The sequence below is a fragment of the Phenylobacterium sp. genome, from assembly GCF_044372605.1.
In the GTDB taxonomy this organism is placed as follows: domain Bacteria; phylum Pseudomonadota; class Alphaproteobacteria; order Caulobacterales; family Caulobacteraceae; genus Phenylobacterium.
Genome location: NZ_JBILRO010000035.1, coordinates 1 through 20812 on the forward strand (window position 1 = coordinate 1; position 20812 = coordinate 20812).

General features: G+C 65.2%; 23 protein-coding genes. 6 read left to right on the top strand and 17 right to left on the bottom strand.

Going from position 1 to position 20812, the window contains the following annotated elements; translation table 11 throughout:
- On the top strand, positions 1 to 398 hold a 398-nt coding region (locus tag ACIQ42_RS05150), incomplete at its 5' end, for a zinc-binding dehydrogenase (protein WP_397421138.1).
- Positions 399 to 459: 61 nt separating this feature from the next.
- Here ACIQ42_RS05150 and ACIQ42_RS05155 read toward each other — a convergent pair.
- The 5 genes from ACIQ42_RS05155 to ctrA form a co-directional block, all read right to left on the bottom strand.
- Positions 460 to 804 carry a c-type cytochrome gene (locus ACIQ42_RS05155; RefSeq protein WP_397421139.1) on the bottom strand — a complete coding sequence of 115 codons (345 nt, stop codon included), beginning with the start codon at positions 802 to 804 and terminating at the stop codon, positions 460 to 462.
- A gap of 59 nt (positions 805 to 863) precedes the next feature.
- Positions 864 to 1688, bottom strand: coding sequence for a hypothetical protein (locus ACIQ42_RS05160; RefSeq protein ID WP_397421140.1), 825 nt, complete (start codon positions 1686 to 1688; stop codon positions 864 to 866).
- Between the two features lie 10 nt (positions 1689 to 1698).
- Positions 1699 to 2061: an arsenate reductase (glutaredoxin) gene (gene arsC, locus ACIQ42_RS05165; RefSeq protein ID WP_397421141.1), complete on the bottom strand. Its 363-nt coding sequence runs from the start codon at positions 2059 to 2061 to the stop codon at positions 1699 to 1701.
- A 29-nt stretch (positions 2062 to 2090) separates the two neighbouring features.
- Positions 2091 to 4475 carry a M20/M25/M40 family metallo-hydrolase gene (locus ACIQ42_RS05170; protein WP_397421142.1) on the bottom strand — a complete coding sequence of 795 codons (2385 nt, stop codon included), beginning with the start codon at positions 4473 to 4475 and terminating at the stop codon, positions 2091 to 2093.
- 108 nt (positions 4476 to 4583) lie between these two features.
- Positions 4584 to 5285 carry a response regulator transcription factor CtrA gene (gene ctrA / locus ACIQ42_RS05175; protein ID WP_397421143.1) on the bottom strand — a complete coding sequence of 234 codons (702 nt, stop codon included), beginning with the start codon at positions 5283 to 5285 and terminating at the stop codon, positions 4584 to 4586.
- 283 nt (positions 5286 to 5568) lie between these two features.
- On the opposite strand from ctrA, the gene ACIQ42_RS05180 reads away from it, so the two are divergent.
- The 3 genes from ACIQ42_RS05180 to ACIQ42_RS05190 all read left to right on the top strand — a co-directional run bounded on the left by ACIQ42_RS05180 (position 5569) and on the right by ACIQ42_RS05190 (position 7752).
- On the top strand, positions 5569 to 5937 hold the full coding sequence (locus ACIQ42_RS05180) for an LPXTG cell wall anchor domain-containing protein (RefSeq protein ID WP_397421144.1): 369 nt from the start codon (positions 5569 to 5571) through the stop codon (positions 5935 to 5937).
- Between the two features lie 67 nt (positions 5938 to 6004).
- The gene (fliI, locus tag ACIQ42_RS05185) at positions 6005 to 7342 is read left to right on the top strand and encodes a flagellar protein export ATPase FliI (RefSeq protein ID WP_397421145.1); all 1338 of its coding nucleotides are present in this window, start codon (positions 6005 to 6007) and stop codon (positions 7340 to 7342) included.
- The gene (locus ACIQ42_RS05190) at positions 7339 to 7752 is read left to right on the top strand and encodes a flagellar export protein FliJ (protein ID WP_397421146.1); all 414 of its coding nucleotides are present in this window, start codon (positions 7339 to 7341) and stop codon (positions 7750 to 7752) included. Before fliI ends, ACIQ42_RS05190 begins: the two co-directional genes overlap by 4 nt.
- On the opposite strand, the gene ACIQ42_RS05195 is transcribed toward ACIQ42_RS05190, so the two are convergent.
- The 12 genes from ACIQ42_RS05195 to ACIQ42_RS05250 form a co-directional block, all read right to left on the bottom strand.
- Positions 7749 to 8129: a DUF4282 domain-containing protein gene (locus ACIQ42_RS05195; protein WP_397421147.1), complete on the bottom strand. Its 381-nt coding sequence runs from the start codon at positions 8127 to 8129 to the stop codon at positions 7749 to 7751. The two genes, ACIQ42_RS05190 and ACIQ42_RS05195, sit on opposite strands and share 4 nt — an antisense overlap.
- 436 nt (positions 8130 to 8565) lie before the next feature.
- Entirely contained in the window at positions 8566 to 10653 is a 2088-nt protein-coding gene (gene flhA / locus ACIQ42_RS05200; protein ID WP_397421148.1) for a flagellar biosynthesis protein FlhA, read from the bottom strand.
- Between the two features lie 12 nt (positions 10654 to 10665).
- A complete protein-coding gene (locus ACIQ42_RS05205; RefSeq protein WP_397421149.1) occupies positions 10666 to 12033 on the bottom strand; it encodes a sigma-54 interaction domain-containing protein in 1368 nt (455 codons plus the stop codon).
- A 32-nt stretch (positions 12034 to 12065) separates the two neighbouring features.
- Positions 12066 to 12401 (bottom strand): flagellar motor switch protein FliN, encoded by a 336-nt coding sequence (fliN, locus tag ACIQ42_RS05210; RefSeq protein WP_397421159.1) that lies wholly within the window; start codon positions 12399 to 12401, stop codon positions 12066 to 12068.
- A gap of 4 nt (positions 12402 to 12405) precedes the next feature.
- Positions 12406 to 13053 (bottom strand): flagellar assembly protein FliH, encoded by a 648-nt coding sequence (locus ACIQ42_RS05215; RefSeq protein WP_397421150.1) that lies wholly within the window; start codon positions 13051 to 13053, stop codon positions 12406 to 12408.
- Positions 13053 to 14084 carry a flagellar motor switch protein FliG gene (gene fliG, locus ACIQ42_RS05220; RefSeq protein ID WP_397421151.1) on the bottom strand — a complete coding sequence of 344 codons (1032 nt, stop codon included), beginning with the start codon at positions 14082 to 14084 and terminating at the stop codon, positions 13053 to 13055. The genes ACIQ42_RS05215 and fliG overlap by 1 nt, the downstream gene beginning before the upstream one ends.
- Positions 14084 to 15724 carry a flagellar basal-body MS-ring/collar protein FliF gene (fliF, locus tag ACIQ42_RS05225; protein ID WP_397421152.1) on the bottom strand — a complete coding sequence of 547 codons (1641 nt, stop codon included), beginning with the start codon at positions 15722 to 15724 and terminating at the stop codon, positions 14084 to 14086. Before fliF ends, fliG begins: the two co-directional genes overlap by 1 nt.
- 135 nt (positions 15725 to 15859) lie before the next feature.
- The gene (locus ACIQ42_RS05230) at positions 15860 to 17863 is read right to left on the bottom strand and encodes a serine hydrolase domain-containing protein (RefSeq protein ID WP_397421153.1); all 2004 of its coding nucleotides are present in this window, start codon (positions 17861 to 17863) and stop codon (positions 15860 to 15862) included.
- 74 nt (positions 17864 to 17937) lie between these two features.
- Positions 17938 to 18699 (bottom strand): C13 family peptidase, encoded by a 762-nt coding sequence (locus tag ACIQ42_RS05235; RefSeq protein ID WP_397421154.1) that lies wholly within the window; start codon positions 18697 to 18699, stop codon positions 17938 to 17940.
- A 10-nt stretch (positions 18700 to 18709) separates the two neighbouring features.
- Entirely contained in the window at positions 18710 to 19180 is a 471-nt protein-coding gene (locus tag ACIQ42_RS05240; protein ID WP_397421155.1) for a PaaI family thioesterase, read from the bottom strand.
- Positions 19181 to 19186: 6 nt separating this feature from the next.
- Complete coding sequence (locus ACIQ42_RS05245; protein ID WP_397421156.1) at positions 19187 to 19678, bottom strand: SspB family protein; 492 nt, start codon at positions 19676 to 19678, stop codon at positions 19187 to 19189.
- A 91-nt stretch (positions 19679 to 19769) separates the two neighbouring features.
- Entirely contained in the window at positions 19770 to 20354 is a 585-nt protein-coding gene (locus ACIQ42_RS05250) for a hypothetical protein (RefSeq protein WP_397421157.1), read from the bottom strand.
- 129 nt (positions 20355 to 20483) lie between these two features.
- Here ACIQ42_RS05250 and ACIQ42_RS05255 point away from each other — a divergent pair, with 129 nt between their 5' ends.
- Positions 20484 to 20708: a type II toxin-antitoxin system Phd/YefM family antitoxin gene (locus ACIQ42_RS05255; RefSeq protein WP_397421158.1), complete on the top strand. Its 225-nt coding sequence runs from the start codon at positions 20484 to 20486 to the stop codon at positions 20706 to 20708.
- On the top strand, positions 20705 to 20812 hold a 108-nt coding region (locus ACIQ42_RS05260; RefSeq protein ID WP_397421160.1), incomplete at its 3' end, for a type II toxin-antitoxin system YoeB family toxin. The genes ACIQ42_RS05255 and ACIQ42_RS05260, both read left to right, overlap by 4 nt.

A 20812-nucleotide genomic window follows, 5' to 3' on the forward strand; every position in this document is an offset into this window, starting at 1 on the left:
TCGTCATGGGCGGACCGGATGCCGTGAAGGAGGTCATGGACCTCACCGGCGGCGGTGTGCAGCACTCCTTTGAGGCCATTGGTCTGTCTGTCACTGCCGAGCAGTCGTTCAACATGCTGCGTCGCGGCGGCACAGCCAACATCATCGGCATGATCCCGGTGGGTCAGATGATCAGTCTGATGGGCGCCGCCTTCCTGGGCGAAAAGCGCATCCAGGGCTCGCTGATGGGCTCAAACCGCTTCCCGGTCGACATGCCGCGCCTGGTGGACTCCTACATGGCCGGCAAGCTGCACCTCGACGACATGATCTCGCGCCGCATCCGCCTGGACCAGGTGAATGAGGCCTTCGAGGAAATGAAGACCGGCGCGGTGGCGCGCTCTGTGATCGTGTTCGACTGATCCGACGGCCTGGCCTGTTACTGGAACGCCCGGCCTTTGGCCGGGCGTTTCTTTATGGCCTCTATCCTGCCTGCTTCGACTGCAGTGATTTGAGATAGAGAATGATCGCCTGCACGTCGTCAGGCTCGAAGCGAAACTCAGGCATCAGTGGGTGGCCAGTGAGGATGCCCTCGGCCAGCGCTTCCGCCAGGACTTCCGGGTCATATCGCTTGTGCAACTCACGAAATCTGGGCGCGGCAGGTACGTGGCTATCTCCCGTACTGGAAACAGCATGACACCCACCACAATGGCGGCGGACCAGGGTTCCCCCCCTATCCGGTGTCGCCGCCGAAACAGATGCTGACGTGGCCGCAAGCGCAAGCAGGCTGCCCAGCAGCAGATTTGTGAGTTTTGAGGGTGAGGTCATGAGCTGAGCGGACCTCTGGGCGAGGTCAGACGCCTTGAGAAGGGTCAAAACCTTGGCGTTCAGCCGGATTTCGGCCGCATGACCAGCCAGGGTGTGGGGCGCTGACGCCACTCCCACACCGTCAGAAGCTGGTCCAGATGGTTCAGGTCCTTGACCCACTCTGGCGGCTCATAGGCCTTGAAGTCCTGATCCACGCGCTGAATTTCGTGGGTGGGCGAAAACCGCTCCATCAGGGTGGCCAGCGCGCCGGGCCGATAGACGTCGTGGGTTTCGACGATGATGTTCATGCTCGCCAGTGCGGGTCCCCGCGCCGGATCGAGTATGTCTACCTCGGCGCCCTCGGCGTCCACCAGCACCAGTGCGCGCCGGCCGGCAAATTGCTGGAAGTCCTCGGGCCGCAATTCACCGCCAATGACCACACGCTCCGCGACGCCATTGTTCGCGGCCATGCCCGCGCACGCAGCGCGGGCCGTTTCCAGAATGTCGAAGGCGTAGATGGTCGTCTCGGGCATCCGCAGGGCCAGGCCCACCGCGTAGTAGCCCTCGGCGCACCCCACATCGATCACGCAGTCGAGGCCTTCGGCGATGAAGTCTTCGAAATGAGGATGCAGCTCTGATTCATAAACCCCAAGCAGGCGCGCGATCAGCGCGCCTTCGGTTGCCGTGTCGACATACTTCATCCCAGCGAATGGCCCGCCGGACACAGTAGTCCCACCGGAGTGGGCAATGAAGGTCTGGGCCAGCGCAATGGACCGCCACATGGCGGTAAGCCGCAGGATCCCGTTCAGCTGTTCAATGGTCGGCACGCCGTCCCAGCCGGCGACCCGATCACGGATCATCCGGGCGGCCCGTTCGCGGGGCGTCTCGCCGGGGGGGTTGCTCACGGCCTGCCCGTCATTGCGTCGCCGGGAGCAGGTCCAGGGCGCGATCCGCAGGCCGGCAGAGGGCGACGCCCGTCGGCGATACCACGATCGGCCGTTCGACCAGCTTCGGGTCGGCCACCATGGCGGCGATCAGGACCTCATCGCTCACGCCAGGTCGGGTCAGGCCCAGGGTTTCGGCCTCGGTGCCCCGAACGCGCAGGATATCCCTGGCGGACACGCCCATGCGGACCAACAGGTCCCGAAGCTGCGCCTTGGTCCAGCCGGTCTTCAGGTACTCCACCACGACAGGCTCCACGCCATGCTCGCGCAGCAGCGCCAGGGTGTTGCGGGAGGTTCCGCAGCCCGGATTGTGATAGATGGTGACGTCGCTCATGTCGTTGTGAATAGCCGGCTGTACGGACTTCACCAAGTAAAGGCGCGGGTTCCCGCCAGGAAGGTGGAGTCGGAGTTGTCCCAGACCATGAGGTCGGTTGGGCGCGCAGGCAGCGGCGCAACCCCGGCGGGCCAGCGCGGCAGGGTCACCGCATAGCGCACGTCCATGCGCCCGGAACCCGCGGCCTTGATCGTCAGGTCCAGTGGTCGCGCGGCCGTGGCCCAGGAGACACGTGACCATTTCCCGGGGGTGAGGGGGATCGAAACCGGTACGTCTCCAATCGCCACGATGGCGCCAGGGACGGTTGAGCGTATCCGCAGCACCAGCGTACGGGCGCCAGAGGGTGCGATGGCGCCCAGGTTCAGGACTTCGCCTGGACCACGCTGCAGAGCGATCAGGGGCGGGGGCTCGGGCACAGGCGGCGCCGGGGCCGCCAGCATCGTCTGCGGCCACGCCCAATGGTCCAGGCGAGCGACCGTCCCGCCGTCGGCGCCAAGGACGGTCTGGACCCAGCTCCCATGATCTCGCGCCGGGCTGAACCGCCAGGCGCGGCCGGTGTCCTGATCCATCTGGTAGCCGACGTAGGCAATATCGGGATGGCGCGGGGTCCAGGGGTCATTCGACCGAACAGACAGCGTGACCGCCAGTCCCGAGATCAGCAATACGGCGCCCGGCAAGAGGCCCAGACGTGCGCCTTCCTCAGGCTGGGCCACTGGCCAGATCAGGATGGCGAGCAACATGGCGGGCAGGGCGAACACAGCCACCATGTCCATGCCTACAAAGATGAAGTGGGCGAATCCACCCACCCAGCCGAGGCCTGCGGCGGCGAGGACCGCCAACATCGCCAGCGCGAGGCTACTGCGCCTTGACCCCAGCGCCGTGACAGCGGCCGCGAAAACGGCCACCAGCAACGGCCATACCAGCAGAAAGGATGCTCCGGGCGCAAAGGCCTGGACCGCCACCGCCAACAGCAGGCCGACCAGCAGAGCGCCTGCCCATGCGCCCTTGCGCGAGACGGGTCGGCTAAAGGTGACCAGGCCGATCAGGGCCGCGAGACCGCCGCTGACCGCGCCGACCATATCGAACCCGCCAAGCGCCGAGCAGCCCAGCCCGGCTAACAACGGCAGGACTGCCAGCCAGCGACGGGACGAATTCATGGCAGCCACCGCCAGCAACACCGTCCCCAGCACGACAAGTGCCACGGCCCATTCCCAACGCACCTCCTGCGCCAGCAGCACGCGTTGTTCCAGATAGCCAAAACCGGCCCCGGTCAGCCGTCGCGCAAACTGCAGCAACGCCACCGTTGAGAGCGTCGCAAAGAGCAATCCGCCTGCGCCTCGCAGAATATCGGTGACCGGAAAGGCTCCGTCGTGGCGCGCCCACCGCACGGCAAACGCCATCAAGACGACGATGGCGCCGATCAGGATCCAGCCGAACCAGATGGGGTAGGCCAGGACAATGTCGCCAAACAGATTGGCGTAAATCACCGAGGGCGCTCTGACCGGCAGGCGGCTGGCGAAGGCCGCCTCAGCGGCAACGGCCAGCACCTGGTTTCCCATATCCTGCAGGGACCCGCGGTCGAGGTTGCGCGGCGTGGCGGTGGCGCTGTGGTAATCGAACTGGCTTCCGATGATTGCATAGTTCAGACCGGGGATGTCGACCTCGAGGGCCTCTGTCAGGTCCGTGTCGTTGGGCAGGTTTTCATATACCAGCACGGCCAGGGAGGATGAGGCGGGGCGAACGGCCGTGCGCTGGTAGAGCTCGATCAGGCCGCCATTTTCCGGACTGGTCTGGAACATCTGGACCCGGCCGCTACTGCCGCGCGCTTCCACATTGATGACCAGCCCAAGTCGCCGGGCGAACGGATCTCGCCGGAAGAAGTGATTGGCGCCCAGCAGTCCGGCTTCCTCGCCATCGGTGATCAGCACCACAACGTCACGGGCCGGAACGCCCTTGGCCTTTATGGCGCGCACGGTCTCCAGGATGGTCGCCACGCCCATGATATCGTCGGCCGCGCCCGGCGAGGCTGGAACGCTGTCGTAGTGCGCCATCAGGGCCAGCGCCGGCGCGGTGCGGTCTCGCCCCGGCAACACGCCCACGACGTTCTCGACATACCCTGAGGCGACCAGTTGCGGCGCCTGGCGGAAGCCCCTGGCTCCAATGCCCGGGCGGACCTGCGGCGAGAGCCCCATCTGCGCCATCCGCTGCATCAACTCATCGCGGACCCGGGCGTTCGCGGCTGTGCCGATGGGATGCGGCGCTTCGGCAAACCGCTCTACATCCTCAAAGGCGCGGTCCGCTGAGAAATCCGTTGCTGCCCCACTCGCCGGGACCGTGTCCGGCAACCTCTGGCTGGAGTAGGCAATCCACGCGCCGGCGATCAGCGCCAGTACCAGGGCCAGAAACGCTCTCATTGTCTCGCGCCCCCCAACGTTCCAGAGTGCCAGGTTAGACTACCCCGGCCCAAACGAAAACGCCCGCCGGTAAGGCGGGCGTCTCAACGTCTGCAGGGGCGCTGCGGATCAGGCGGCGACGGTCTCCATGGCCTCTTGCGGATCGCGAAGCACATAGCCGCGACCCCAGACCGTCTCGATGTGATGCTTGCCGTCGGCGGCGGCTGCCAGCTTTTTGCGAAGCTTGCAGATGAACACGTCGATGATCTTCAGCTCGGGCTCGTCCATGCCGCCATAGAGGTGGTTCAGGAACATTTCCTTGGTCAAGGTCGTACCCTTGCGGAGCGAAAGTAGCTCCAGCATCTGATATTCCTTGCCGGTGAGGTGGACGCGCAGGCCGCTCACTTCCACGGTCTTGGCGTCGAGGTTCACCAGGATGTCGCCGGTCTTGATGACCGACTGGGCGTGGCCCTTGGAGCGACGCACCACCGCGTGAATGCGGGCCACCAGCTCGTCCTTGTGGAACGGCTTGGTCATGTAGTCGTCGGCGCCGCCGGAGAACGTCTTTACCTTGGTCTCGATCTCGGCCGTGCCCGACAGGATCATGATCGGCGTGTTGATCTTGCCGACGCGCAGCGTGCGCAGAACATCCATGCCGCTCATGTCGGGCAGGTTGAGGTCCAGCAGGATCAGATCGTAGTCGTAAATCTTGCCCAGATCGACGCCTTCCTCACCGAGGTCCGTCGTATAGACATTGAAACCTTCAGATTTCAGCATCAACTCGATGCTTTGCGCTGTCGCGCTATCATCCTCGATCAACAATACGCGCATCCGGCTCTCCTACCGCGTCCCGCATTCCTGACGAACTCTGTTGAATCCGCCCACGCCCATTTCATTAACCTGCCCCAGTCGTTCTTTAAGACTGGTTAATGGTGAACGCCCCTCACCTCGAATCGTTAATCTGATTTCGGATTCGGGAACAAGGCGGATTGACGGGGCGAGAGCTTTTGCCGGTGTTGAATCTTTTGTGATTGGACACGCGCGCCGAACGGGATGGCGGAACCCGTTGGGTTGCAAGGGGTTCTGGAGTGGCAGTTCAGGCCGGAGATCTCCCATGACCGACAACCCGCACACCCTCGAACGCTATCGCCTGCCGCTTGCACATGGTCGGCAGAAGCACGCGCGAGCACTGATGGCCCCGGCGGGTCGCTCCGTACCTGCAACCCCCCTGCTGCTGGCTGGAGCCCTCCTTCTGGGCTTGGCTGGCATCCTGGCCTGGCGCAACCGCGAGCGCATTACAGAGGCGGCCAGCCCGATCCTTGAAGATGCAATGGCCAGGGGACAGGCGCTGGTCACGGACGCTCTGATCAAGGGGAATGACTTGATGGATGAGGCGCGAGCCTCGTCAATGGCCATTGGCGCCAGGGTCGCGCGGCTGCGCCGCGACGATGCGGGACGCAGTGCAGTTTCAAACGTCTACTAGGCCCTGATCTTCACCACCCCTTAAGCGCGACTCGACGAAGGTCTGTTCTGGACCTTGGGGAGCGCGCGTGAAGAACCTGGTGGCCGCGGTCGAGCGGCTGGATCCCCTGACGGTTTCCGGTCGCGTGGCGGCGGTAAACGGCCTGTTGATCGAGGCGCGTGGCGGCCTGTCCAGATTGGCTGTCGGCGCTCGCGCCGAGATCGCGCGCTTTAACGACAAGTCCGTCGCAGCCGAGGTCGTAGGTTTCCGCGAGAACCGCGCTCTGCTGATGCCGTTCGGGCCGGTGGAGGGCGTGGCCCCCGGCGCCGAAATCCAGATACAGCCGTTGGGCTCCGCCGTACGCCCTACCAAGGCCTGGCTGGGCCGCATCGTCGACAGCTTCGGCCAGCCCATCGATGGCAAGGGGCCATTGCCACAGGGCATCGCCGCCTATCCGCTGCGCGCGGCGCCGCCTTCGGCCCACGCCCGCGACCGTGTAGGGCCGCGCCTGGACTTGGGCGTCCGGGCGATGAACGTCTTCACGACCTGCTGCCGTGGCCAGCGCCTCGGTGTGTTTGCAGGCTCCGGCGTCGGTAAGTCGGTGCTGCTGTCCATGCTGGCCAAGAACGCCGACTGCGACGCCGTGGTCGTGGGCCTGATCGGTGAACGGGGCCGGGAGGTTCGCGAGTTCATCGAGGAGACTTTGGGCGAGGAGGGGCTAAAGCGCGCCATCGTCGTGGTCGCAACATCCGATGAACCCGCGCTCAAGCGCCGCCAGGCTGCCTACATGACCATGGCCATCGCCGAATTCCTGCGGGACCAGGACATGGAAGTGCTGTGCCTGATGGACAGCGTCACGCGCTTCGCCATGGCCCAGCGCGAGATCGGCCTGGCCGCAGGCGAACCGCCGACCACCAAAGGCTATACCCCGACGGTCTTCACCGAACTGCCTAAGCTGCTGGAGCGTGCCGGTCCTGGACCGATCCGACCCGACGGCACCAGGGCGGGCCCGATCACCGGTCTCTTCACCGTGCTGGTGGACGGCGACGACCACAATGAACCCATCGCTGACGCTGTGCGAGGGATTCTGGACGGGCACATCGTCATGGAGCGAACCATTGCGGAGCGCGGACGCTTCCCGGCGATCAATGTGCTGAAGTCAATCAGTCGCACAATGCCCGGTTGCCTTGAACCGCACGAACGCGAGATCGTCAGTCAGGCCCGCCAGACGATGTCGGCCTACGCCAATATGGAAGAGCTGATCCGCATCGGCGCCTATCGCGCCGGCGCCGACCCGCTGATCGACCGCGCCATCGCCCTGAACCCGGCGATCGAGGCGTTCCTCGGGCAGGGCAAGGACGACGCCACCAGTCTTGAGGCCTCATTCGACGGCCTTGACCAGATCCTGAACGGAGCCGCCGCGTGAGTTGGGCAAAGTCGCTTATCAAGCTGTCGAGCTATGAGGCCGAGGTGCTGCAGAAGCGCCTGTCGGAGATTGTCGACCGTCGTGTCGCCGCCGAGTTGAAGCTGGCCATGCTGGAAGCCGAGGGCGAGGCGGAGTTGGCCTTCACGGCGGACGAAGCTGCGACCGGCCTCTATCGCGCCGGCTTCATGGACGGCCTGAAGCTCCGGAAGGCCAGCGCCCAATCGGCCATCGACCTCATCCTGATGGAAGAGCAGGGCGCCCGAGACGCCCTGGCCGAGGCGTTCGAGGCCCAGAAGAAGTACGAACAGATCGCCGAAAATATCCGCGTGGATGAGCGCAAGGAACTGGGCCGCCGGGAAGTGGCGGCCTTGGATGAGCTGGGATTGCGCAGGGCGTCCGCTGGACGTTAGGCCGTCGGTGGTCCGCCAGCCTGGCGTGCGCGTTCCGCCTCGACGTCGGTGCGCAGAACGTGCAGGTCCTCGCTGATCTTGAAGATGGTCACGTAGAACTCGCAGAAGGCGCGCCAGAGCAGCACGCCTACGCCCACGCCCAACAGGCCCACGCCGAGGATACCCAGCGCCAGCAGCAGGCCCAGGAAGATATTGCTCTCGCGCACGGCTACGCCCACCGAGGCGCCCAGCACACCAAATGCAATGATGCCGATGATGCCGAGCCCCGCCCAGTAAACCAGGTGGACCACGCTGCCCGTCAGCATCTTTTCAAAGGTCAGCAGGTCCCAGAGGAAGCCTGCGCCCTGGCCGTGCGGTCTTTGGAGAGGTCGACGCATCCGTATCCCGAGATTCGAAGCATCGGGGACACGGCCCCGTAATTCGCACCGCTACCAGCCGGGGAGCGCGCCTGCAACGGCGGAGAGCGTGGAAGGCTCCCCGGACGGTCACGGCGGCTGGCGCCGAGCCTGGCGGAGAAGTTGCTCATCCGCCCTGACAACGATTTTGCGGGCCTAATGACAGCGTCAGATTCAGTATCACGCCCACTACAGCCATGCCGGTGGCGGCCAGGGCAGCGTTCAGCGCAGAGCAGGGCCTGGGCAATCGCCCGTCGGGTCGCGCGGGGCGAAAAACGTGAGTGAGACAATGGGGTCATGGGCGGTCTCCAGTTGGAGATGCGCGGTGGTTGGGCCTGAGCCTGTCCAGGACAACGCTTGATCCCGATGGGTCAGCGACAGGCCATGCCCCAGTGGATCGCAGCTCGCCGCACTACGGTTAAAGCGCACCCACGGTCTTCAGTCGCGCCCGCGGATGTATCTCGTTCTGGCTCATCACCGGGGTCTGGCCGCGGAAGCGTTCGATGATGGAGCGGACGTAAGGCCGAACGCCTGGGCTGGTCAACAACACCGGGCTGTCACCTGCCAGGGCGGCGCGTTCAAAAGTCTCGCGGATGCCACGGATGAATTCCTGGAGACGCGAGGGGGCCAGTGCCAGTTGCTTGTCGTCACCGGTTCCCACCAGGGCGTCGGCGAAGGCGTTTTCCCACTCGGCCGAAAGGGTGACGATGGGCAATGCGCCGTCTTCGCCGCGATGGGCGTAGCAAAGCTGCCGCGCCAGACGGCCGCGGACCTGTTCGACCAGCAGGGTGATGGACGTGGTGTGCGGTGCCGCCTCGCCGATGCCTTCCAGGATGGCGCCCAGATCGCGTATCGAAACCCGTTCGCGCAACAGGGCCTGCAGCACGCGCTGAACGGTCGTCGCCGTGACCACCGTGGGGATCAGGTCTTCGGATAGCTTCTTCTGCTCGGCCGGAAGCTCCTTCAGCAGCTTCTGGACTTCGGCATAGGTGAGCAGGTCCGGCATGTTCTCCTTGAGGATCTCGGTCAGGTGGGTGGTCATCACCGTGGCCGGGTCAACGATGGTGTAGCCGCGGAACGTGGCTTCCTCGCGCAGGCTGTCATCGATCCAGGTCGCAGGCAGACCGAAGGCCGGTTCCTTCATGTGCTCGCCGGGTAGCTCGATCTGGCCGCCGCGAGGATCCATCGCCATCAGCTGGCCGATCCTGACCTCGCCGGATCCGGCCTCCATCTCCTTGATGCGCAGGCAATAGCCCATGGAGGGCAGGCGCATGTTGTCGAGGATACGCACGCTTGGCATGACAAAGCCGAAGTCGGCGGCCAGAGTACGGCGCAGCGCCTTGATCTGGTCGGTCAGGCGGCGACCCTCCAGGTCGTTGATCAGGGGCAGCAGGCCGTAGCCCAGTTCGATCTTGATTTCGTCGATGGCCAGGGTCTGGGCAATGGGCTCGTCCTCGGCCTCGGTCGGCGCCTCTACGATACTGACAGGCTCCGGCTGCGAGGCGGCCTTGGACCGGTTCCAGGCCAGAACGCCTGCGCCGATGGATACCAGCGCGAACGGGATGACCGGCATGCCAGGGATCGCGGCCAGTACGCCGGCTGCCGCCGAGACCATGCCCAGGCTGATCGGATTTGTGGCCAGCTGGGTGACCAGCGCCTTGTCGGCCGAGCCTTCAACGCCGGCCTTCGAGACCAGGAAGCCGGCCGCAATCGAGACGATCAGGGCCGGGATCTGGCTGACCAGACCGTCGCCGATGCTCATGATGGTATAGGTCGAAAACGCCTCGCCCATCGGTACATCGTGTTGCAGCACGCCAATCAGGATGCCGCCGATCACATTGACCGCCAAGATTACAAGACCCGCCACTGCATCGCCACGCACGAACTTGGACGCGCCATCCATGGCGCCGAAGAAGGTGGATTCCTGCTCCAGTTCCTTCCGCCGGATCTTTGCCTCGTCGGTGTCGATCAGGCCTGATGAGAGGTCGGCGTCGATGGCCATCTGCTTGCCGGGCATGGAATCCAGGGTGAATCTTGCGGCCACCTCGGCGATCCGCCCCGAGCCCTTGGTGATCACCACGAAGTTCACCACCACCAGGATGATGAAGACGATGACGCCGATGGCGAAGTTGCCACCCATCATCAGCTTGCCGAAGGTCTCGATGACGTGGCCGGCCCCGTGGACCCCCTCGTGGCCGTGGCTGAGGATCAGGCGGGTCGTCGCGATATTGAGCGCCAGTCGGAATAGGGTCACGCCCAGCAGCACGGTGGGAAACGCCGTGAACTCCAGGGGCTTCTTGATCAATAGCGAGGTCATCAGGATCAGGATCGATGACGCGATCGAGAGCGACAGCAAGGCGTCGAGCAGCCATGCCGGGATCGGCACGATGAGCAGGACGACGACGCCCACCACGCCAAGTGCGAGCAACACCTCGCCACGCGCCACCCAACTCCAGACCCGGCCGGCGGAGGGCGCTGTATCGTAACGGTAGGCGGCTTCAGCCATTCAGTGTGTCCGTTATGCCGCGCTCTGGCCCATTTGCGGGGCGGGGACGGAGACGCCGGCTTCGCCGTACTCCTTCAGCTTGTTGCGCAGCGTCCGGATCGAGATGCCCAGGATGTTGGCCGCATGTGTGCGGTTGCCGAAGCAATGCTCCAGGGTCTCGATGATCAGGTGCTGCTCCATCTCGGCCACGGTCTGCCCGACGAAGGCGCGGCTGATGGTTTCGGCAGCGGTGACGGCAGCCAGCGCGGTGCGGGTGTGTGCGTCTGGCGCCGCCAGGGGCTGACCGTCGGGCAACCGAATAGCCAGTTCGTCGATCTCGGGACCGGGGGCCAGAAGCACCGCACGGTGCATGGCGTTTTCCAGTTCGCGCACATTGCCCGGCCAGCGGTGACCGACCAAGCGACGCCGCGCCTCCAGGGAAAGGGGCTTTTCCGGGAGGCTGTTGGCCGCAGCGTACTTCTTGACGAAGAATTCGGCCATCGCCACCACGTCGCCGGGGCGTTCACGAAGCGGCGGGAGCCGCAGGTTCACGACGTTGAGCCGGTAAAGCAGGTCTTCGCGGAACGTGCCCTCCTTCACCGCCATCGCCAGGTCACGGTTGGAGGTGGCCAGAATGCGGATGTCCACTTTCACGGGCTTGGTCCCGCCAACCCGGTCGATCTCACGCTCCTGGATGGCGCGCAGCAACTTGGCCTGCAGGCGGGTATCCATTTCGGAGATTTCATCGAGCAGCAGGGTGCCGCCAGTGGCCTCCTCGAACTTGCCGATACGGCGAGCCAGCGCGCCGGTGAAGGCGCCCTTCTCGTGGCCGAAGAGCTCGCTCTCCAACAGGTTCTCGGGGATCGCCGCACAGTTCACCGAGATGAACGGCCGGCTGGCGCGCCGTGACTTCTGATGCACGTAGCGCGCAACCACTTCCTTGCCCACGCCGCTTTCGCCGGTGATCAGGATCGAGGCATCGGAGCCTGCAACCTGATCGGCCAGCGAGATCACCACCTGCATGTTGGGATCGCGCACCACCATCGGGCGGTTGTCGTCGGACACGGCGGCCAGCACGGCGGCGATAAGCTCGGCCTCCGGCGGCAGAGGGATGAATTCCTTGGCGCCCGCGCGGATCGCGGCTGCCGCCCGCTGGGGGTCCGCAGCGATGCCGCACGCCACCACCGGCACCCGGATCCTCTCGTCCTCGTTCGCCGCGATCAGGCCTGCGATGTCGAGATCGTAGTCGACCATCAGCAGATCCGCGCCCTGGCCCGATCGAAGGGCATGGGTGGCTGCCTCGATGGTCTCCACGTGGCTTACCTTGGCGCCCGCGCTCATCGCCATTTTCACGGCGGTGGCGAGTTGCCCGCTTAGTTTTCCGACGACCAGAAGCCGCATTTGAATCTACTCCTTCACACGCGAGGCCGGCATCAGACCGCCGCGTCGCCGTCCTTGATGATTTCAGTCATGGTCACGCCCAGCCGCTCGTCGACGATGACGACCTCGCCGCGCGCCACCAGCCGGTTGTTCACATAGATGTCGATGGCTTCGCCGACCTTACGGTCCAGCTCCAGGATGCTGCCTTGGGTGAGTTGCAGCAGCTGCGCCACGGTCATGCTCGATTTGCCAAGAACGGCGGAAATGGCCACCGGTACATCGAAGACTGTGACCAGATCGGCCGCGCTTCTGCCGTCTTCCCCCGAGTCCTCAGGCAGCGCGCCCTCACCGGCGCCGAACTCGTCAAGTTTCAGATCGTTATCGGCCATGGCTTCAGCTTTCATTGCCGGGAATCAGGGGTTCGGCATGCAGCCCTTCCGAGGCGAGAGCGGCATGCAGGGCATCGGCGACACGTTCGGCGGCGACCTCGGGATCGTAGGTTGCGTGACCGTCACCGAAGTCGAGGGTGAAGGCGTGAGGACCGAATGCGCCGTCCGGCTTCACGACGACCGCGCCTTCAAATCCGAGGTTCCTTGCGGCGTCCTCCAGCGTGATTCTAAGGGCGTCAGCCAGCGCCGGATCGGCGGTCAGAACCAGGCGTGGCTGTGCGTCGATCTCGCGAGCCAGGGACTCCAGCGCCGCCAGGGTCGGGGCCTCGGGGAACCGCTCCAGTGCGGCGTAGGCGATGGCGCGCGCGCAGGCCAGCGCCAGGGCCGCCGAGGCGATCCGATGTTCGTGCGCTACCTCCGCCAGACGTGGCAGGGCCTGGTTGCAGGCTGCAGCAATCTCGCCAAGCGCCTGGGCATGATGGGCCGCCACGCTGGCCATTGCGGCGCGCTCGCCGGCGGCATGGGCAGCGGCGCGAATTTGCTCCACTTCATCGGCAGGGAAGAGTCGCTTGGGCCGGGGCGAGAGCACCGTGGCGTCGCCCGCGGCGCTAAACTCGGTATCAAAGTGAAATCTGGTGAGAGCTTCGGACATCAGTAGATCAACTCATCATCGCCGTTGCCCGAGCCGGCCAGCATGATCTCGCCCTTGTTGGCGAGGTCCTTGGCGACCTGCACGATGGCCATCTGCGCCTGGTCCACATCCTTGAGGCGCACCGGGCCCATGGACTCCATGTCTTCGCGCATGATCTTCGAGGCGCGTTCGGACATGTTGGAGAAGAACATCTCACGGAGCGTGTCGGAGGCGCCCTTGAGGCTCAGCGCCAGCCGGTCCTTCTCCACGGTCCGAAGCAGGGTCTGGACGCCACCAGGATCGAGTTTCGAAAGATCCTCGAATACGAACATCAGGGCGCGGATGCGCTCGGCGGCCTCGCGGTTGCGCTCTTCCAGAGCCGTGATGAAGCGCGCCTCGGTCTGGCGGTCAAAGGCATTGAAGATGTCGGCCATCATTTCATGGCTGTCGCGCTTGGTGGTCCGAGCCAGGTTCGACATGAACTCGATACGCAGCGTCTGTTCGATCTTGTCGAGGATATCGCGCTGCACCGGCTCCATACGCAGCATGCGCATCACGCATTCCAGTGCGAAGTCTTCGGGAAGGGACGACAGCACCCGCGAGGCATGATCGGGTTTGATCTTCGACAGCACCACCGCGACCGTCTGGGGGTATTCGTTCTTCAGATAGTTGGCGAGGACAGCCTCGTTCACATTGCCCAGCTTGTCCCACATGGTCCGTCCGGCCGGACCCCGGATTTCCTCCATCAGGGACTCGACCTTGTGCTCGGGCATGATGGTGGCCAGCAGCCTCTGGGTCTGTTCGAAGGAGCCCATGATGGCGCCGGTGTTGGCCATCCCGGCGACGAATTCCATCAGCAATTGTTCGACCACGCTCGCGGTCACATTACCCAGGCCGGCCATGGCCTGGGAGATCTCCTTGATCTCATCTTCGTCGAGCGCCTTCCACACCGCCGCATGCTCTTCGCCCAGAGCCAATAGGATCACGGCGCACTTCTCTGCGCCCGTCAGGCGGGAGGTATCGACGATGTTCTTGCTGGGAGCCTTTGCCATCAGGCGGTTTCATGCAGCCAGGAGCGAAGAATCGCGACCGACTCATCGGGGTGGGCGGCCACGAAGTCGGACACCTGCTTGACCTTGTTGGCCCGGACCTGACCCTCGACATTGGCCATTTCCATTCGCAGCCCATCTTCGCCGGGACCGGGCAGGGCCAACTGCGACATGCTGCCGTCAGCCGCCACCTGCACCTGCTGGCCGTCTGGCATCACCATCACGCGGGTGATCTGGGACGGGCCGCCGTCTGCGCCGCCACCTGCGGCCGCACCCTTGCCCTTCTTGCCGCCGGCGCCCAGTAGCGGCCGGGCCACGAAGAAGATCATCAGGATGCCGACGATGGCCAGCACCGCCAGTTCCACGGCGCGCATGATGTCGTTCTTGTCGAAATCCTTGAGCGGGTTCGCCGCTTCGACGCCGCCGGTCTCTGCGGCCACCGGGAACTTCACGTTGATCACGCTGATCTGATCGCCACGCTCCTGATCAAAGCCCACAGAGGCCCGCACCAACTGCTCGATCCGCTGCATCTCCTCGGCGGACCTTGGGGTGTAGGCGCCGGGTTTGCCGCCTGCGCCGACGGCCGTGATCCCGTCGACAGCGACCGCGACCGACAGGCGCTTGACCGTACCGGGCTCCTTCACTTCGGTGCGGATGGTCTTGGAAATCTCATAGTTGGTCGTGGAATCCTGACGGCCAGCCGTGTTGGTGTTCGTCGCGGTCTCTTCTCCCTGCGCACCGCCCGGAATGTTGGCGGCGACCGAGGCCTGGCCAGATGCGTCCGCCGAGTTTTCGCGGCTGTTCTCTTCTGTCGTGGTTTCAGAACGGATCACCTGACCGTCAGGGTCGTACTTTTCCTCCTGCGTCGTAACGCGGGCCAGATCGAGGTCGGCAGTGACATTTACCCGGGACTTTCCGGCACCCACCAGGCCCTCGACCAGCGTCTTCACCTGCTTGGCGATGCGCTGTTCGACCTCGGACTTGCGGCCATCGGCCTCGGCAGCCATGCCGGTCTCACCGCCTGAGAGGGTTTTGGCGTGCTGATCGACGACGGTCACGCGATCGGGCCGCATGTTGGGCACTGCGCCGGCGACAAGGTTCTGGATGGCGCGGACCTGCTCGGCGGTCGGTTCGCGGCCGCCCACACCAATGCTCACCGACGATGCGGGTTGCTCGGCTTCTTCCTCGAACAGCTGACGCTTGGGCAGCACCAGGTGGACCCGGGCCGAGGTGATGCCGTCCAGCGCCCCGATGGTGCGGGCCAGCTCGCCTTCCAGCGCACGCTGACGGTTCAATTGTTGCACAAAATCGGTTTGACCTAGCGCACTGGCGTCGTCGAAGATTTCGTAGCCCACGGACCCTGCGGTGGGCAGTCCCTTGCCGGACAACATCAGGCGGGTGGAAGCCACCACATCGCGCGGGACCATGATGGTCGACCCGTCGCCTTTGACCTCGTACTTGACCCCGGCCTGATCGAGAGCCGCCGTGATCGACCCGGCTTCCTTAAGGTCCAGGTTGGAGTAGAGCAGCGACTTGGGCTGGCCAAGGTTCAGGAATATGGCGGCCATAACCGCCGTGAAGCCCGCAGCGATGCCGATCATGGCAGCCACGCGTCCGATGCCGAACCGCTGAAGCAGGCCCATCAACGGATTCACTTCAGAGCGCCCCTTCCAGTCCGATCAACCGGGGCGCGCGATTGCCGTTCCGCCCCATGGTAGGCAGGATTTACCCAGTGGTTGGTTAAGGCAGGTTTAAGGGGCGGGAGGTTCGGGTGCGGGCTATCGGCTCCACGGCTCCAGGGCACCGCCCATCGCAAGCAGGATCGAGAACCCTGCGTAAACCAGCACTGTGACCGTGAAAAAGGTCTTGCGCAGACCTGTCCAGGATTCCACGCGCCGCCCGCCCTGCCAGATGGCGGGCAGGGCGGCCAGCGTGATGAATGTCAGCACGGCGGCGACCAGCGCGCACGCCGAAGCGGTCACCACCAATACGCCGGGCCAGTCATACACCAGAGCCTGTTGGTCAGATGTACCGGCGGCCCAGATCCCAAAGAGCAACATCGCCGAGACCCACAGGCCCGCCTGCATCGCCTGCACAATCGAGGCGCGGGCCTGGGCCTGGTTCTGGCGAAGGTCGCGTGTGTTGCGCAATGCCAGCCCGGCAAAGGTCGCTACAGCGGCCAGCGCCGTCAGGACCGACATCACGATCAGTAGAAACGGTCGGTCGAAGAAGGCTGTTCGTTGCAGGGTCTCGGTATTGAAGGCGGTTTGAAACCCGGTCGCCCGTCCGTCCTGAATCCGGAACACCAGCCGCTCGTCGCCATTGGCGGAAATGAACCGACCCGCCTTTGCAGGCCCATCCGGCACATAGGCCTCGACACCGCCCAGGCGTTTCAGCAACAGACGCCCGTCGGCGGTCACCTCCACATCCGCCCCGCCGCCCAGGCGCGTGACGAACCCCTCAAGGCCGCTGAACGCGCGGCGGGTGGTAAGGTAGTTCCCGCTGAACACGGCGCGCGCGCCCGCGAGATCGGTTGTGCCCGGGCGGGGAAATACCTGAGCCGCGCCATGGAAGTGCTGCAACACCGCCGACGGCAGGGCTCCGGCCAGCGACCCACCGCTTTCGCCATTGGTTGTGACAAACACGCCCAGACCCAGGGCGGGCGCTAGCGTCATGTTCGAGTGAAACGCCAGGGTGTCGCCCAGGTGGCCATAGCCCTTCAGCCCGCCAGGCAGATCAAAGATCATGAAGCCGTGAGCCCAGCCATTGACACCAGGTGGCTCACGCCGAAGCGGCGTACGGAATGCCCTTGCGGCCTGTGGGCCGAAGATCGAGACGCCGTTCCAGGCGCCGTCGCCCAGCAACATCAGCATGTAGCGCGACATGTCGCCCGCCGTGGAGGAGGCTGAGCCCGCCGGCGCTGTCTGGCCGATGAACTCCCAGGCGTTGGGCGCAAAGCCGCTGTTGCGCCAGCCGTAGCCACGCGCTGCGTCCGCGACCAGATAGGCGGGCATGGATGCCGGCAGGCCGCGCCGCTCTGCGCGGGGCTCGCGGAAGGTCGTGCGCGTCATGCCCAGCGGCCCGGTGATTTCGTCGTCTACCCGGCGCTCGAAGGTCTTGCCGGAGACAAACGCTAGCGCCTCACCCGCAAGTGACGCGCCATAGTTGGAGTAGCTGGCGACCTGCCCGGCGGGCCGCACCTGATCGGGGCGCTCCTGGCGAAGGTAGAGGTCCAGTGGGCGCACCCGTCCGGCCTCGTTCTCGAACAGCTGGCCGAGGGCGCGGTCCTCAAAGCCCGCGCTGTGGTCCATCAGGTGGCGGACCATCACCTCTCGCGACTCGCCGGGCAGGCGGACCTTTTCGGGCAGGTAGAGGTTGATCGGGCGATCCAGACGGATCCGCCGCGCTTCCACCTCCTTCATCAGCAGCACCCAGGTGAAGGTCTTGGAGATCGAGCCGATGCGAAAGAGGGTGCGATCCGGATCCACCCGACGACGCGGCGTCAGATCCGCGAAACCGTAGCCCTTCTTGAAAATCACCTGACCGTTCTGGACGATGGAAACTGCGGCGCCGGGCACATGCTCGCGCGCCATGGCGTCGGCCATCCAGCCATCCACAAAGGCCTCGAGGCGTACAGGGTCGATGCCGGGCTGGACTGGCACAGTCGCAGGCGCGGGCGCAATCTCCGCCGCTGTCTGGGCCTGCGCCGGGGCTATGGACAGACAAAGGGCCAGTCCGGCGGCCAGCGCCAGACCCGGCCAACGTATCTTCAGATCGTTCAATCGTCCCTCGCAGCTCGCAGCTCGCAGGATAGCACCCGGAATGTGTCGGAGGCTTCCGCAGGATCGCCGAGGCTTTAGTCGGTTCTGGCCGGATTATCGAATGTATAGAGCGGCAACATTGGGCGCAGCGCGCCGCCAACCCAGAACTGGGGTTCCGAGGGCGGGCTGGCCTTCTCCGCAATCTCCCGAACGCGCACGCACTCGCGAACGGTTCCGGCCAGTCCGTTGAAGTCGCGCGCGCCGCCCATGGACGACAGGAAGCAGTCGTCGAAATAGGGGTACTTGTTGTCCTGCCCGCAGCCGAAGGACGTGCGGTCGGGGCGGGCGGCCGTCAGCACCATCCTGTTGGGCTTCGCCAGAGTGCGAACATAGACGCCGGAGAAACAGGCCGAGATCACCACCACAGTAGGGCGCGCGCCGCAGCTCTGGTCCAGCATGGTGGCCAGCACGCCGGGCTGCAGGATGCCCTGGTCCACCTGCGCGCCCTGCGGGAGGCCATGTGATGTCAGGTAGAACAGGCATCCGCCCGGCGCCTTGCCGGAGAGGTCGACCAGAGCCGCATAGATACCACGCGGGTCGGTCTTCTCCGGGCGGGTGTCCGTGTAGCGCTCCGGGCGCACCGAAAACTGGCGAATGTTGTCCGGCTTGAAGCCGATGCGGCCCAGCGCCAGGGTCACATCGCGACGCGCATTGTCGAAGGCCTCGGTCGGCCCGCCGTCTTGCGCATGCCAGTCCCCGGCCACCACCACCGCCGACCAGTCCGCCAGCGCCTGGGCCCGCGCAGGGCCTGAGCCGAGGAGGAACAGCAGGGCGAGGGCGACCAGAAGCCGGGCCATCCCGGGACCCTCAGGACTTGTACTTGGTGAAGGGCGTCGGGATCGCCGTACCGGTGGCCTTTGCCAGTATCCGACCTTCGGGATCGAAGAGTTCGCCTTCGGTGAAGGCCACCTGGCGGCCCCACTTCAATACGCGCCCGATCCCCTTGATCTTGCCCGGCGCACCGGGACGCAGGAAGCTGGTCTTCATCTCCAGCGTTGGCGCCACTGCCGTCATGCCGGACGCCACCATGCAGGCCACGCTCATGCACTCGTCCAGCATGGCGCAGAGGTATCCGCCCTGGATCTGCTTCATCGGATTGAGCAACAGCTCGGCCCGGGCGTCGAACTCCACCTCCACCGACTTTGTCGCCTGATGGACCGCCACCATCCGGAAACCCAGCGTCTGTGAGCCGGTGGGCTGGTTCTTGGTCCGCAGGAAGCGGGCCAGGATTTCCTCGTCCGTGAGAGGTTTGGGTTCGGCGCTCACAACGTCGGTCATGCGGATTTACTTTTTCCGGAACTGATCCAGCGAGACGACCGTGGCGTCTCCAGATTTCGCGGGCGCTTCAGGCTTGGCCTCGACAGCCTCTGCCACCGTAGCCTTGACCTCCTGCGGCGCCGACGGCGGCGCTTCGAACTGCAACAGGAACTGTACCGACGGATCATAGAACCGGGTGATCGCCGCGTAGGGCACGGAGAGCCGCTTGGGCTGGCCGCCGAACTGGAGGGTGACGGAGAAGAAGGTCTCGCCCGGCGCCAGGTCCCAGTACTGGTGCTGCAGCACGATGGTCATCTCATCGGGATAGCGCGACAGCAGGTCGTTCGGCCCGGATACCCCGGCCGCGTCCGTCTTGAAGGTCACATAAAGGTGGTGTGCGCCCGGCAGCCCCTCGGGTGAGGCCGCCCGCTTCAGCGCAGCCTTCGCCACGCCCCGCAGCGCATCCTGCGCCAGGGCTTCGTAGTTCATCAGGTCCTGAGCCGGCGGATCCTGGGCCATGCGCGCTCCAGACAACAATGTTGCCAGACCCTAGCGCGTGGCGCTTGCGGCGCAAGGGTTTGCAGCGCCGGGCGCCGGCAATCTGGTCATCTCAGCCGGTGTCGAGCCTGCGTGCGGCTGCGGGGCCGCCGGGGACGCCGAGCTCGTCCTCGATCTCGTCGAGGCCGGCCCAGGGGTCGGGGCGCGGGGGCCGGGGCAGATCGCGCCAGCGGACGGCGAGGTCTTCCGGCAGGTCCAGAAGACGGCAGGCGCGGCGGGCCTGGCGATCAAGGTCTTCTGTGAGGAAGTCGTCGGTCTCGATCCAGTCGTCGAGTTCGCGGTCCAGCCGCTCGTAGAGGTCCTCTCGCAAGGCCTCGTCGTCGGGATGGGCCGCGTGGATGACGCCGTTCACGGCGCGTTGCAGCCCGGTGATGCGCTCGTCCAGCAGCAGGTCGCGCTGGAGGGCGGACGGGTCATGGGGCGCGAACGGGGTCGCCGGGGGGACCGCTCGTGCGCGGACCTCCGCAGCCTCGCGGGCCAGCCTGGCCTTCAGCGCCAGGGTCTGGCGCAGGCAGCGCGAGGCGCGCTGGTAGGCCCGGCTGAGACTGGCGACGTCGTCGGCTTCCGTGGTGGCCAGGAGCTGGGCGTGAACGTGCCGGGCCGCACCAAGGTCCAGCTCGGCCAGCTCGGCCAACATTTCGGCGCCTCGATCAGGGGCAAGAGAGGTCATGCATGGAAGTGAAACACAGAGGTACGTCAGGATCGGTCGTAGGATGAGGCGGGGGTTGTTTTTGTTGCGGATCGCGGTTTGGGATTGCGTTGACAGTTGCAATTGCCCGAGGGCGGATTGGCTGCGGCAGGGTGTTTTGGGGGTTATAGCCACCGTCACCGTAACTCCGGGTTTTCCGCTGTGCTGATGTCCCTGGAGGATTTCGCCTCGTACGAAGAGACCCGCTACCTGCTGCGCAGCCCGGCGAATGCCGAGCGCTTGCTGGCGTCCGTCGCCTCCCTGGAGGCAGGCGAGGGTCGCGAGCACGATCTGGCCGAATGAAGCTGATCTTCAGTGAGCAGACCTGGGAGGACTACCTTTACTGGCAGGCGCACGATCCCAAGCTGGCGTTGCGCATCAACGCTCTGATCAAGGAATGCAGCCGC

Excerpts from the sequence above, each read along its gene's own strand:
- ACIQ42_RS05155 (WP_397421139.1), bottom strand. The coding sequence starts at position 804 with ATGACCTCACCCTCAAAACTCACAAATCTGCTGCTGGGCAGCCTGCTT.
- arsC (WP_397421141.1), bottom strand. The coding sequence starts at position 2,061 with ATGAGCGACGTCACCATCTATCACAATCCGGGCTGCGGAACCTCCCGC.
- ACIQ42_RS05170 (WP_397421142.1), bottom strand. The coding sequence starts at position 4,475 with ATGAGAGCGTTTCTGGCCCTGGTACTGGCGCTGATCGCCGGCGCGTGG.
- ctrA (WP_397421143.1), bottom strand. The coding sequence starts at position 5,285 with ATGCGCGTATTGTTGATCGAGGATGATAGCGCGACAGCGCAAAGCATC.
- ACIQ42_RS05180 (WP_397421144.1), top strand. The coding sequence starts at position 5,569 with ATGACCGACAACCCGCACACCCTCGAACGCTATCGCCTGCCGCTTGCA.
- ACIQ42_RS05195 (WP_397421147.1), bottom strand. The coding sequence starts at position 8,129 with ATGCGTCGACCTCTCCAAAGACCGCACGGCCAGGGCGCAGGCTTCCTC.
- flhA (WP_397421148.1), bottom strand. The coding sequence starts at position 10,653 with ATGGCTGAAGCCGCCTACCGTTACGATACAGCGCCCTCCGCCGGCCGG.
- ACIQ42_RS05205 (WP_397421149.1), bottom strand. The coding sequence starts at position 12,033 with ATGCGGCTTCTGGTCGTCGGAAAACTAAGCGGGCAACTCGCCACCGCC.
- fliN (WP_397421159.1), bottom strand. The coding sequence starts at position 12,401 with ATGGCCGATAACGATCTGAAACTTGACGAGTTCGGCGCCGGTGAGGGC.
- ACIQ42_RS05215 (WP_397421150.1), bottom strand. The coding sequence starts at position 13,053 with ATGTCCGAAGCTCTCACCAGATTTCACTTTGATACCGAGTTTAGCGCC.
- fliG (WP_397421151.1), bottom strand. The coding sequence starts at position 14,084 with ATGGCAAAGGCTCCCAGCAAGAACATCGTCGATACCTCCCGCCTGACG.
- fliF (WP_397421152.1), bottom strand. The coding sequence starts at position 15,724 with ATGGGCCTGCTTCAGCGGTTCGGCATCGGACGCGTGGCTGCCATGATC.
- ACIQ42_RS05235 (WP_397421154.1), bottom strand. The coding sequence starts at position 18,699 with ATGGCCCGGCTTCTGGTCGCCCTCGCCCTGCTGTTCCTCCTCGGCTCA.
- ACIQ42_RS05240 (WP_397421155.1), bottom strand. The coding sequence starts at position 19,180 with ATGACCGACGTTGTGAGCGCCGAACCCAAACCTCTCACGGACGAGGAA.
- ACIQ42_RS05245 (WP_397421156.1), bottom strand. The coding sequence starts at position 19,678 with ATGGCCCAGGATCCGCCGGCTCAGGACCTGATGAACTACGAAGCCCTG.
- ACIQ42_RS05250 (WP_397421157.1), bottom strand. The coding sequence starts at position 20,354 with ATGTTGGCCGAGCTGGCCGAGCTGGACCTTGGTGCGGCCCGGCACGTT.